The 13106-nt window shown below is 53.7% G+C and carries 11 protein-coding genes; 9 read left to right on the top strand and 2 right to left on the bottom strand.

Going from position 1 to position 13106, the window contains the following annotated elements:
* The first annotated feature begins 40 nt into the window (after positions 1-40).
* From METAL_RS06115 to METAL_RS20545, 5 genes are all read left to right on the top strand, one after another.
* Positions 41-4366, top strand: a complete 4326-nt coding sequence (locus tag METAL_RS06115) for an RHS repeat-associated core domain-containing protein (protein ID WP_005370627.1) — start codon at positions 41-43, stop codon at positions 4364-4366.
* Positions 4367-4368: 2 nt separating this feature from the next.
* Entirely contained in the window at positions 4369-4809 is a 441-nt protein-coding gene (locus tag METAL_RS06110) for a hypothetical protein (RefSeq protein WP_040578297.1), read from the top strand.
* 125 nt (positions 4810-4934) lie between these two features.
* Positions 4935-6143, top strand: coding sequence for an IS256 family transposase (locus METAL_RS06105; RefSeq protein ID WP_425357668.1), 1209 nt, complete (start codon positions 4935-4937; stop codon positions 6141-6143).
* A 1326-nt stretch (positions 6144-7469) separates the two neighbouring features.
* Entirely contained in the window at positions 7470-7820 is a 351-nt protein-coding gene (locus METAL_RS20550; RefSeq protein WP_213069470.1) for an HNH/ENDO VII family nuclease, read from the top strand.
* A gap of 1 nt (position 7821) precedes the next feature.
* On the top strand, positions 7822-8070 hold the full coding sequence (locus tag METAL_RS20545; protein WP_213069469.1) for a DUF2251 domain-containing protein: 249 nt from the start codon (positions 7822-7824) through the stop codon (positions 8068-8070).
* A 480-nt stretch (positions 8071-8550) separates the two neighbouring features.
* Here METAL_RS20545 and METAL_RS06095 read toward each other — a convergent pair whose 3' ends face one another.
* A complete protein-coding gene (locus METAL_RS06095; protein ID WP_005370621.1) occupies positions 8551-9423 on the bottom strand; it encodes a LysR family transcriptional regulator in 873 nt (290 codons plus the stop codon).
* Between the two features lie 124 nt (positions 9424-9547).
* Here METAL_RS06095 and METAL_RS06090 point away from each other — a divergent pair, with 124 nt between their 5' ends.
* The 4 genes from METAL_RS06090 to METAL_RS20540 all read left to right on the top strand — a co-directional run bounded on the left by METAL_RS06090 (position 9548) and on the right by METAL_RS20540 (position 11928).
* Positions 9548-9874, top strand: a complete 327-nt coding sequence (locus METAL_RS06090; RefSeq protein ID WP_005370619.1) for an EthD family reductase — start codon at positions 9548-9550, stop codon at positions 9872-9874.
* 59 nt (positions 9875-9933) lie between these two features.
* The gene (locus METAL_RS06085; RefSeq protein ID WP_213069468.1) at positions 9934-10437 is read left to right on the top strand and encodes a carboxymuconolactone decarboxylase family protein; all 504 of its coding nucleotides are present in this window, start codon (positions 9934-9936) and stop codon (positions 10435-10437) included.
* A 40-nt stretch (positions 10438-10477) separates the two neighbouring features.
* Positions 10478-11590: a CE1 family esterase gene (locus METAL_RS06080; protein WP_005370615.1), complete on the top strand. Its 1113-nt coding sequence runs from the start codon at positions 10478-10480 to the stop codon at positions 11588-11590.
* Positions 11591-11715: 125 nt separating this feature from the next.
* Entirely contained in the window at positions 11716-11928 is a 213-nt protein-coding gene (locus METAL_RS20540; RefSeq protein WP_213069552.1) for a hypothetical protein, read from the top strand.
* Positions 11929-12080: 152 nt separating this feature from the next.
* Here METAL_RS20540 and METAL_RS06075 read toward each other — a convergent pair whose 3' ends face one another.
* Positions 12081-12764: a YebC/PmpR family DNA-binding transcriptional regulator gene (locus METAL_RS06075; protein WP_245549479.1), complete on the bottom strand. Its 684-nt coding sequence runs from the start codon at positions 12762-12764 to the stop codon at positions 12081-12083.
* Positions 12765-13106: the final 342 nt, after the last annotated feature.

The following is a 13106-nucleotide window of genomic DNA, read 5'->3' as shown; positions in this document are numbered from 1 at the left end:
CCTGTTCAGCCCATCGAATTTTCCCACCCTGAGGACGAGCATGTATTTCCTTCCCCCAGCGCGACTGATCTGGCGAGCTTACCTTTGGCTCTCACTGTTATGCCTTCCCTACCTGGCGTTAGCCGATCCGGGCCTACCCTATGAGCAACTGCCCGGCCAGATGCAATGGGAACAGAACGACAGCGCGCGCGTGCCGCAGGTCGAGTTTCGGTCGGAACCGCTTTTCGGCGCGACGCTGCTGAAAGAAACCGACTACCGCGGCGAAGGCCAGTTTCCGTTGGTCTTTGCCCGCATCCGCACTTCACCGCAGTTTTTAATGACGGAAAACTGCGATTCTCTCGCCGGAATGAGGGGTTGGATACACAGTTATTCGAGTTGCTTGATCGATCATCTAAACTACGATGGTCCTTCAAGCAACCGTACGCTCACCGTCTGTACATGGGGTGTGTGCACAATGTTCGAGGAAACCTTGAAGCCGCGTTCGAAGGACGTGCGCGACACCTTGGTGGCGAACGGCGTGATCAACGGCACGAGTTATCGCTGGGTCTATACCCATTTCCAATCCGGCATCCGCGAAGCCTACAACGGCCTCGGTAATCTGGTAGCCCGCTTCGACCGGTCCGGCATCGAGCACCGGGTGGTTTACCAATCAATAAACGGCTTCAACCGGATCAGCACGGTGACCCACGTGCCGAGCGGGCGCGTCTTGCGTTTCCAATATAACCAAGGTTGGCTGGTTTCGATGACCGATCCGGCTGGTCAAATCTATGCTTACAACTTCAGTAACAACTCGAATACGGTGACCTTTCCGGTGGCGACGGCGGGGGTTATACCGTTAGTCAGGCACTATACCCAAGGAACTTTAACTTTAAGGGCGTGTTACGACGCGGGCGGTATCGAGAATATCCGCAACGCTTATACCTATTTGCATACGGTATCGGAAGGCGAACGTACCTTGTTGGATACGACCTTCAATTGGCCATGCAGTACGAATTTCCCCACTTATTCGCGCATCGAGCAGGCCGGGCACAATGCTAAAAACCGAGTCCAACAGCGTAGTATTCTAACGGAAAAGCTGACCGAACAGTTTGCCGACAGCGATACCGCCGACTACCGGTCACTGGTCTACAATCGAACTTTTACTCAAACGAATGCTACCGATATAAGAAGCCCGATTTACCGTCCGAAAGGTGTCAGCCTGCGGTGCGACGATTGCGACGGCGATTTTAAAACCGCTACCTATAACGCCAAAGGCGACCTGTTGAGCCGCACCGATTATCTGGGCCGGGTCACCACATTCACCCGCGATCCCCGGGGCCTGCCGCTGACCGAAGTGGAAGCCGCCGGCACCCCGGAAGCGCGCACCACCACCCGCACCTGGGACAGCCGCTTTCCGCTCAAAACCGCGGAAGTGCGCGGCGCGGTGGCCAAAGACTGGCGCTACAACGACCGCGGCCACTTGATCAAGGAAATCGTCCGACCGGCCACGGAAACCCTGGCCTACGACAGTTGCCGCACCGGCTCCACGACCTGCCACCAGACCGTGTATAGCCATACCTACGATCCCACGACTCAAGTCATCGTGCGGACGGTCAAAACCGGCCCGCGTCCGGAAAACGGCAGCACCGTCACCGACTACCGAAATAACGGCGACCTGTGGAAAACCACCGACGCCCTGGGGCGTGTCGGGGAAGTGGTCGGCGTCGATGCGCACGGCCATGTCACCGATCAGGTCGACATCACCGGCGTGCATACGGTCACGACTTACAATGCCCTGGGCCAGCCGTTGTCGGTCGCGGTCGGTGAGGACGTGACCCGCTACGCCTACGCCACGGACGGCCGTCTGCAAACGCTGACCCGCCCCGACGGCAGTCAATTGAACTACACCTACACGCCGGCCGGCTCGGTAAAAACAGTCAGCCTGAGCGCGAACGGCCGCACCGATACGGTGGCGTATCAACGCGACAGCCGCGGCAAGATTCTGCAGACGCTCGCCAGCCAAACCGGGCAGGCGGCGCAGCGTTGGGAACAAGGTTTCGATGAGCGGGGCCGTTTGATCTCGGAACGCGACGGCTCCGGCAGTTGGTCTTCCGTGTCGGTCTATAATGACAACAACCTGGAAACCCGCACCTGTTTGAGCCTGGAAATCTGCGACTTGACCGGCTATACGGCCCTGGACCAGGTCAACGAAAAAACGCGGGCGCCGATGGCGGACGACCATTCGCTCGCCCTTTCCATTCCGTTGTTCGATCTCTGGTACGACCCGGCCGGCCGGGTCAACCGGGTGGTCGATCCGAACGGCGTCGAAACCCGCCTGAGCAACACCGAACTGGACCGCCACGACCGCGAGGATTCGGCCGACTTCGGCCTCCGTCAGGCCGACTTCGATCTGGCCGGTAATGAAACCTACCGAGAGGACCCGGACGGCTACGCCAGCGATAAAACCTACGATCCGCTGGATCGGCTGCAACGCGCCGCGTACAGCGATAACGGCGTGCTGACACAGACCTGGGACGTACCCACCCTGGCCGGCGAACCGGCCGCCTCTGCGCGCGGCCGCCTGACCGGACGCAGCCGGCTGAATGTCGCCGCCGAAGGCAACCTCACTGTCAACGAGACGTTCCGCTATAATGCTCGCGGCGATGTGACCGGCTACCGGCAAGCCTTGAACGGCCGCCCGGATTTGACCCTCACCACTGCCTACACCGCCGGCGCCGACGCCGCCGGCAAGCCGACGCGGATCGACTATCCGGGCGGCCTGGCGGTGACCTACCGCTACGGCACCGACGGCCGCGCCACCGACGTCCTCGCTACGCTCGGCGCGACGACCTTGACCCTGGCCACCGATATCCGCTGGCAGCCGTTGCTCCATCGCTTGTCTCGACTGACTTTCGGCAACGGCCTGACCTATACCCGCGAACGCGATGCCGGCGGGCGGCTGTCTGCTGTCACGTTAACGCAGGGCGCCTCGACCTTGTACCGCTTCCCGGTCGGTTACGATGCCCGCAGCCGTGTTGCCCGCTACGGTAACACCTTCTTCGCCTACGACGACCTCGACCATCTGGCCGAACACCAGGACACCGAGGCACACTTTCTGCTGCGCCACGACCCTAACGGCAATCTGGAGCAAATCCAGGCGCTGAACACCAACGGCACACTCCGGGCCTACACGAACCTGATCTACACCGGCAACCGCCTGACCCAGGAAACGCAAACGCCCGCCCCGGCCGAAGGCGGCCTGAACGGCTCCAGCGGACCGTACCGCTACGACCTGTCCGGCTACGTGACCGGCCACGGCAATGCCGTGCAATTCGGCTACGACGCCGCCCGCCACCTGACCCGCTACACGCGCAATGGCCTGACCACCCGCTACGTCTACGACGGCCACCGCCGCCGCGTGCTCAAGCTTACGAATGGCAGCGAGACACGTTCCGTCTACGACGACCAGGATCATCTCCTCTATGAGCTCGCGGCCAACGGCAGCCGCCGCAATTACGTCTGGCTCGGCGACATCCCGCTGGCGGTGATCGACCAGAACGCGGCCGGCGCGCTGACCGCCGCCTACGCGATCGAAACCGACTTTGCCAATACCCCGCGTTACCTGCGCCCCGCCTTGCCGAACGCCAATCTGAGTCAGCCGGTCTGGGCCTGGCCGCTGGCCCCCTACGGCAACGCCCCGGCACAGGAAGACCCAGACCATGACGGCAGCCCGGTCGTCTTCAACCTGCGTTACCCCGGCCAGTATTACGATGCCGAGTCGGGATTGCATTACAACCATACCCGCTATTTCTCGCCCCGCACCGGAAGATACCTGCAGCCGGACCTGATCAAGCTGGAGGGCGGGGTCAATGTGTATACCTATGCCAACGGCAATCCGGTACACTTTACCGATCCGACCGGGACCGTTTGGGATTTTGTGGATATCGGCTTTTTTGCGCAGAGTCTGTTTAACTTTATCCAACAGCCGAGCTTAGACAATGCCATTAACTTGGGGCTTGACGGGGTTGGATTGCTGCCTGGGGTACCTGCGCTGGGAACGATTAGGCAGATGGGCCAAGCGGCGGATAAAGTGATGGATGGGGCAAAAGGGGTGAATATAGCAACCCCCTCATTGTCAGCACATAAGCAAGCTCTAGCTAAAGTACATCAAGAGGTTGGAAAACAACCAAAAGGAGAGCCAGGAAAATTTGGAAGTCCCCAGGCTGGTGATTCTAAAAAAGGATATAGGTTAGATCCACCACACAGCGGTGCAGCTAAAGGAGACGCTGAATCGAAATATCACTTTAACTGGTGGGATTATTCAGCAGGTAAACGTGGAAACGGCGGAAGAAGCGGCGCTATTCCTATAGAAGACTTTAAGGATTAGTCATGGATAATATAAAAATAGTAAATTTTAATAGAGAACACCAAAAAATTGATTTTCCAAACTACTTATCTTTAAGCTCTAAAGATGCATTAAAAATACAAGAGATATTTAAAAAAAAAATCTTAGGAAATCAGATTTATGACGCATTGTCTTTAGTAGAAAAAATAGATTCTCTTGGCTGCACTATTGAAGGAGAAAATGCAGAAAGCATAGGATTCTCTATAACTAAGATACTTATTTTAAAATCAGTTAAAGTACCAGGTTTTATATATTTGAACTGGTATAGATATGATAAAATAGACAAGATAAGTCTAAAAGAGATTGAAAAATATTTTCTTGATATATGGTATCCGGAGTTAGATGATATTGATATTTTTGATGATTCATTTAGCTGGATATTATCTATTACCCATTTTGGCTGCATTAAATTTTTGAAAATTTGACTACGAATAGGAAGATCAACCCGATCGGGTGGAGGTAACGAGATGAGGGTGTAAATAATTCCGTGTAACCGCTTATTTTCAGTGTAGTAAACTTCTCTCAAGGAGAGCAGAAAATGAGCGATATTATTAAAGACCCCACGATGGTTGCCGCTTTACAAGATTTGGCCCGTGGCGTTAAGTCAGAGCGTGATTTAGCGGCACTGACTCAGGATTTACTGAAAATCACGGTAGAAGCCTCGCTGAATGCCGAAATGGATGCCCATTTAGGGTATGCCAAGCCTTCTCCCGAAGGCTATGGTTCCGGCAATAGTCGCAACGGTTATGGCACAAAAAAGCTGAAAAGCGGACACGGGGTCATTGAGATTGACACCCCACGCGATCGTAACGGCAGCTTCGAGCCGCCGCTGGTCACCAAGCATCAAACCCGCTTGAGTCATTTTGACGATAAGATTCTGACCTTGTATGCCAAGGGCATGAGCACGCGAGATATCGTCGAAACCTTCCGCGAACTCTATGGCGCCGATATCTCGCCCACCCTGGTGTCTAATGTCACGGAAGCGGTACTGGGCAAAGTGATCGAGTGGCAATCCCGACCCTTGGATGCGCTCTATCCTATCCTCTATCTGGACTGCATTGTCGTCAAAATCCGGCAGGACAAGCGAGTCATCAACAAAGCCGTTTACCTGGCGCTAGGCGTCACCCTGGAAGGCAGAAAGGAGTTGCTGGGTCTGTGGCTGTCCGAAAATGAAGGCGCCAAATTCTGGCTGTCGGTCCTGACCGAACTGAAAAACCGCGGCGTCAAGGATGTGCTCATTGCCTGTGTCGATGGCTTAACCGGTTTTCCGGAAGCGATCGCCGCCGCTTTCCCAAGCACACAAGTCCAACTCTGTATCGTGCACATGGTGCGCAATTCCTTGCGTTTCGTGTCCTGGAAAGACCGCAAAACCGTCGCCGCCGGGCTCCGGAAAATCTACCAGTCCGTTACCGTGACTGAAGCAGAACAGGAATTGGAAGCCTTTGCCGCGCAATGGGACGGCCAATACCCCTCCATCAGTCGCTCCTGGCGCAACCACTGGGCCAATTTGATCGCATTCTTCGATTACCCTGACGCGATCCGGAAAATCATTTACACCACCAATGCCATTGAATCGATCAATAGCGTGATTAGAAAAGCCATCAATCAACGGAAACTGTTCCCCAATGACGATTCGGCTATGAAAGTCATTTATTTGGCAATCGAGAATGCCTCTAAAAAATGGTCCATGCCATTGCGCGATTGGAAGCCGGCTATTAATCAGTTTATGATTATGTTTCCAGACCGCATGCCCAATTAAATTTAACCGCGGTTTACACGGATTGTTTTACACTCTCAACGAGATTGCGCCCGTTACCCCTCCCACACCACCGGACATGCGGTTTTCCGCATCCGGCGGTTGAACCTAGCGACTTATCCTGTCGCAAAATCTGATGGAACCCATAAGCGATTCAGGACACTTTCCATCAGATTTTCATTCAGCACCTGCTCTTTCTCCTTCGCCCAAGTCTCGACTCGTACCTCGTGCCCTTGCTACCGACGGGAATCCACCCGTCTCACTCGGCCACCGGCGCGAATAGCTGCCACCGTGGCAACGTTCGCCCGTTTCGGAATACTGCGCGCCGTTCCCTGGAGATGTTCAAAAGGGTCTGTCTCTCGGTTCTTCGGCCCTTCGCTCTGCCTGGTTTCCAAGGCTTCTTCGCTACTACGGCTTCTGCTGACTTCTCCCAAACTCTCATTCGGGAGATCTCCCCGGGTAAGGGCTGAAACTTTCTGCCCGTGCCGTCAAGCTCTACCTGATGCGTCTTTCGGTAACGGTTGGATTTCGTGTTCCCTAGCACACTCATCGCCCGCACCCGGCCTCTCTGCTTGTTCGTGTTCCTACGGTCGTGCTTTTGCTACGCGCTTCTTTCAGGCTGGCCTCGCGGCTTCACCCTTGCGTTTCGCTACGGTTGTCGTTACTCCTTCCGGTTATCTCTTTTCAGATAACAAGTTTTAGCCCATGCCGGGCACACTAAGGCGGAACCGGCTTTGCCGGGTTCCGCCATTCGGAACGACCACGATGCCGAATGAGTCCTGTAGGTCGGGCAACCGCTTTAGGGCCGTAGGATGCGGTGACGATAGGAACCGCATCAATCGTGAACGATGCGGTTCGTTCCTCACCACATCCTACGGCCCTTATGCGAATGGCAATCCGGTACACTTTACCGATCCGACCGGGACCGTTTGGGATTTTGTGGATATCGGCTTTTTTGCGCAGAGCCCTGTAGGTCGGGCAACTGCTTTATCGTTGCCCGACATCCATGTGGCGATCATACTTCAGAATATTGCACGGGCCAGAAACCCTGTCACCTTTCAAGACATTGGAAATGTCGGGCACAAAAAGCGCGTGCCCGACCTACACGACTTTATTTTATTTGTCGGCCCAGGGTTGGCGGATCGCCTGCCGGCATGTCAAGCGCCCCGGCATTCCAAACCTCATTCGGCGGAACCCGTAAGGCGGAACCGGCTTTGCCGGGTTCCGCCATTCGAACGACCACGATGCCGAACGAGTCCTGCAACTTTGATGCGATGCGCCAGACTTTATTTTATCTGTCGGCCTAGGGTTGGCGGATCGCCTGCCGGCATGTCAAGCGATTCGGCATTCCAAACCTCATTCGGCGGAACCCGGCAAAGCCGGTTCCGCCTTACGGGTTTGGCTAAGGGAACGAAAGCAACATCCCAAATCGATAGAGCAGCTTTCAAAAAAGAGAGAGAATCTTTTTGGAAAAACGAGGCAAAAAGTAATACATCAAGTTATAGTGCGAGTGATTTAGAAAGAATGGAAAAAGGTAAAGCTCCAATTGGGTCAGATGGACATCCAATGGAACTGCACCATAAAGATAGAACAATGAACAGAGGGCTTGAGCCTATGACTAGAACTGACCATAGGCTTGGCGGGAACTATAGAAAAAATCATTTAGATATTGGCGATTGATATGGAAGAAATATTTTTAAGTGCTATTTGTAAAGCTGGTGATTACGCTGGTGTATTTGAATATGATGGTGAAACTGGATATTTTTATCTTTATCGAGTTGATAATATTGATGGTAATAAAGTTATTAGCGCCATTCAAATAATTAATGATATTTTAGATATTAACGAGTCTGATCTTTCAATTAAATGGAATGATGATCAACGAATGGTTGGTATTATAATGAAAAATGAATTATGGGGGGGTGTTTGAATGTGATAGTGGTATGAAATACGGTGGATGCTATAAATCTGGTAAAAGATCTAAAGTACCAGTAAAAATAGATGAACTATTTAATCAACTTAAAAATTAAACCTATAAGGTGAGATACCTCCACGCCGGACGGGGCATGTTGCCCTGTCCGTAATATTTACAGCCCTGTAGGTCGGGCAACCGCTTTATCGTTGCCCGACGCCCATGTGGCGATCATGCTTCGGAATATTGCTCGGGCCTGAAGCCCTGCCACCTTTCAAGGCATTGGAAATGTCGGGCACAAAAAGCACGTGCCCGACCTACACGACTGCCGGATAATGAAAATTATCGATTTATTGGTTGACTTTGAACAGAGTATCTTACGGGTTACGGGTTGGGGGTAACGATAGAAAAGACCTCTATCGGCTGTCGGAGGTGGAGTATTAGAGTTCTGAAAAGCTGTCGCCAAACTTTGACTGGAGACCGAGTTCAAGAAATCAGTTAAAAATTCGATAGGCTTGCAAGCAAAGTCTTAATGTCGGCTTTTTTGCGGCTTTGCGGCAAGCAGACGGCATAAATCTGACGGCTGATTTCAGGATTGGCTAAATAGCGGCATTGCACATCCTGAGCGTTTAAAGGCAATGTATACTCCGGCATCAAGGCGACGCCAAGGTCGGCGCGGATCAGGTTGATGATCCAGTCTTCGCTGTTGCTTCGGTAAGAAGCGTAGAGGTTGATCTCTTGATCTTGGCAGACTGCCTTGAGTTTTTCCCTCAATTCGCAGTTGAGCCGATCCAGATACGGTTCCGCCTGTATGTCTTTCAAGTCGATTCGGGACAGGCGATTAAAACGGTGGCTGCTGTGAAAAGCCACGACGTAGCGTTCCGTATAGAGCAGTGTCGATTGATACGGCGGTGCCAAGAGTTGAGTCGGGGCGCTGATCACCAAATCCAGCAAATCCGCTTCCAGTTGCTTCAGCAAATCGGCCTCCGTGCCGATAATCAGTTCAAATTCGATATGGGGGAATGCTTGCCGGTAATGGGCAAAGACAGGACCTAACCGTTGTGCGCCGACGGTTTCCATCATGCCTATCCGCAGCGGCACACTGTTCAACTGGGTAAAGCGGATCGCCTCGGCTTTGGTGGCCAATGTGTCTTTATATATTTTCCGTAAATTAGGCTCGACCATACGGCCGAGTGGCGTCAACAAGCAGCCGGAACGGTCCCGCGTGAATAATTCACCGCCGAATTCATCTTCCAGTTTTTTGATGGCCTGAGTCAACGATGGCTGCGAAATATAGCTGAATTGCGCTGCGCGGGTAAAACTGCCATGGTCGCAGACAGCCAAAAAATAACGGATTTGGTGCAGTTCCATAAGCCCTCGCTCCGATCAGTATAGTTAAAACCTATTCTTTCATAGACAGTTTGTATTTTACAAGCCTTGTCTTTCGAGCCTATCATCACCGCCATCATAAACAAATGCTATGAAAGGAGAGGCGATGAACGCGGCAAAATTAATAGTGATGTATCCCACACCTGCCGATGTTGCAGTGTTCGAACGCCGCTACGCGGAGGAACATGTGCCGATGGCGGTCGAAAAACTGGCCGGAAAAATTCGTTTTGACGCCAACTTGATTACCTCGGCACCGGGACGGGAGCAAGCGCCTTATCACCGGATTGCGGAAGTATATTTTCCATCCATGAAGGCTCTGGAAGACTGCCTGAGTTCACCCGGAGGCCAGGAAACGGCGGCGCATGCGGTCGAAATTTCGAGCGGGGGCGCCCCTTTGTTCCTGATTGCGGAAGTCGAAACCTTCGTTTTTTAAGCGGACTACCGTGGATAGTTCCAAGGATTCTTATGTCTTACCTGCCTTCAAGTCCGGAAATGGCCACGCTGGCCGAATTATTGGCCCAATATCCCCGAAGCGGCATCCTGTTGTTCAAGGTGTTGGAAAACGTCAAGGCGAGTTTTTCGCCGCAAGACGGCGGGATGGGTGAACTTCTGATCACCTACATCTCGGGACTCAATCAGTCGGCGTTCTGCTATCAGACGCATCAGCGTTCAGCCATGCAATTAGGGGTTGAAGCGGTCGTCTTCGGCCAATTAAAAGCCGACATCGACAGGGCGAATGTGGAAACGAAATTAAAGCCAATCCTGCATTTTGTAAAAAAACTGACATTAACCCCGCAACTGATCTCTCAAGCGGATGTTAAGGCCATTTTTGAGGCAGGGTGGGACGAACGTCGTTTTCTTGACGCAATTTGCCTGTGCGCGGTCGTCAACGGCATGAATCGGCTGGCCATAGGGATTGGCATCGATAAAGCCATAGCCGACTCTCCAAAGCTGTTGTCTGAGACCAGGCCGGTACGGATCGGCCTCCTTCATTAATTGTTTACTTTGACTGCGATCAACCGACGAGGTGAAGTCGATGAGCACACTCCTCCTGTTCTTTTTTAGATTATTGATTATTTCAGCACCCGTGGTTTTGTTGGTGGGTTTGTTCAAACCTGAATGGCTGCGGTTTCGCAGTAAACAGCCGGACCCCCTGATGACTTTCGTGTTGGCTGCAGGCCTGTTCATGGCGGGTTTTACCGGAGCGAGCAAGACCTATTTTTCCGCCGATGAACAGCCTGTTAAAGCGGCCAAGGAAGACGTCATCCCTGCGACAGCAGACTATACCGATCGCCTCATTGCGGCGGGCTGTCAACCTGGTTCGAAACCGGGCTCGGCCGGTGCTAGCGACGAGGAAGAAACGGATGACGGTATTGGCTTTTCAGTCAGGACACCCACCAATTATAAAGATACTGTCGCCCATCCTTTACTGGTGGTTTATGCGCCGGCCGGCAGTGATCGGGAAGAAACCGAAGAATTTACCTATTTGACTCGGGAAGCTACGGCGGCAGGTTTTATCATCGCGTATGCGGACCACCGCAAGTTATCGCCTGAAGAGGCTGTGCGTCTGGCCCAAATACCCAAAGCGGTTGAAGAAAAATGGTGCATCGATAGTAAGAGGGTTTTTCTGACCGGGCATTCCGACGGCGGCACAACTACCATGGCTATCGCCTTTTTCAATGGCACCAAGCATATACCCGCCGCCATCGCACCCAGCGCGGTGGGCATTCGTGGGGATGATCTGACAGACCGCAATTGTGTGAAGCCCATACCGGTCATGATGATGCACAGCCGCCGCGACAAGCTGTTCCCGAATTATGGAAAAGAGGCGATCGAATGGTGGGCGAACTGCAATAAATGCGCCACCAAAAAGTACAACCTGGAGGATCGTAAATCCTTATCCGGCAAGCCCATGCGCTGGGAAAGCTATTACCGGCACGAACGTGAACAAAAAGCCAAAGATATGAAAATCGGCCAACCTTTACCCAATACCGCTCCCATCCAAGGCGCAGAAGGTTGCGTTGCTTACAGCGGCTGTAAAGACGGTGTGCAAACCTGGTATTGCGAAGGCAGCGGCCCGCATCCCGAATGGCCGGGAAGAAACAAAGCGATGATCGAGTTTTTTAAAGCGGTGAAAACAGACAAGTGAAACCCACCTTTTTCACTGCCATCGTGTTTTCTTCGATTTATGCTTTTTAGAGTGCGCAGACAGATAACAATTTTTTACATCAGCCGGGTAGGTCGGGCAACAGCTTCATCGTTGCCCGACGTTAGGTGGCAACCTTACTTCACTATTGCGACAACCTGAAGCCGCCACCCAATTTGCCCCCCGGCAATGTCGGGCACAAAAAGCGCGTCCGACCTACCCGGCTGAAGGAGTTCCGGAACGTGTTCGACGCCGCGCCGCCCTGGCTGGCCAAGGCGCTGGGAAAAAGTCCGGCGGAAAGGAAGCGCTTCGCGGTCAGCACGGGCCGGCGGCCGGCCTGATTAAACCGATGAAATCGGGTTCGGATAAAGGCAATCCCACGCCTAGAGTTCGAACACATCGGCGTGCTCAGGATTCCGGCCACCCTGGCCGGAACCTCGCTGTTTCTTACAACCGCCCTGCCTTACGAGGGGCAAGCGCGACAGGCCGAGCATCAATACTCGGCATCGTGATAAACGTTCTGCACGTCATCCAGATCGTTCAGCAAATCCAGAAACTTTTCGAACGTCGCGACATCCTCGCCGCCGATCGGCGTGCCGCCTTTCGGCACGAACTGAATTTCGTCGACCTCGAAATCGATCTCGCCCAGTAAATCGATCAAGGCTTGCTTGGCCTTGAAGTAATCGCCCTGCGGGGTGAAGACGGTCAGTTTGCCGTCCTCGTTTTCGATGTCGGCCACATCCACATCGGCGGACAGCAAGGCGTCGAGCACCGCATCCTCGTCGTCGTGCTTGAACGCCAGAATCGCGACATGGTCGAACATGTGGCTGACCGTGCCGGGCGTGCCGATCTTGCATTTCGTTTTGGTGAAGCACTGGCGCACGTCGCCGAAGGTTCGGTTGGGGTTGTCGGTCAGGCAGTCGACGATCACCATGCAGCCGCCGGGGCCAAAGCCTTCGTAGCGCGCGGGGGCGAAATCCTCTCCGGCGCCGCCTCTCGCCTTGTCGATCGCTTTTTCGATCACATGGGCAGGCACCTGGTCTTTCTTGGCCCGTTCGATCAATCCCCGCAATGCCAGGTTTCCGGCAGGGTCGCCGCCCCCGGACTTGGCGCACACATAAATTTCGCGGCCGTACTTGCTGTACAGCTTCGTCTTGGCCCCGGCGGTTTTGGCCATGGACACTTTACGGTTTTGATAAGCTCTACCCATCGGGCTGCTGCTCCCTTGAAGACAAAAAAACGGGATTTTACAGGCAAGCATTCGCGAAGAAAACCGTTAGTTTGCGGCTCCGCTTTTCCGTCTTCCCGTAATCGGTCCGACGCTTCCGTGCACCCGAAGGCGGAAACGGGCCGTCACGGAAGACGGAGAGGCGACGGTTGCCGGAACGGCCGGCTCGTAAACGCCCCGAATTCATCAAGCCGTCACAATGGCATTCTATGCCTGGGAAATTTTCAAGCCCGAGGAATGCAATCCATGCTCGACGAATCCCTCTTGTGCCAACCGCACGCCGGCCTTGCC

Origin of the sequence: Methylomicrobium album BG8, assembly GCF_000214275.2 — a bacterium.
Lineage (GTDB): Bacteria > Pseudomonadota > Gammaproteobacteria > Methylococcales > Methylomonadaceae > Methylomicrobium > Methylomicrobium agile.
This window is presented reverse-complemented; position numbering and strand designations above follow the sequence as displayed.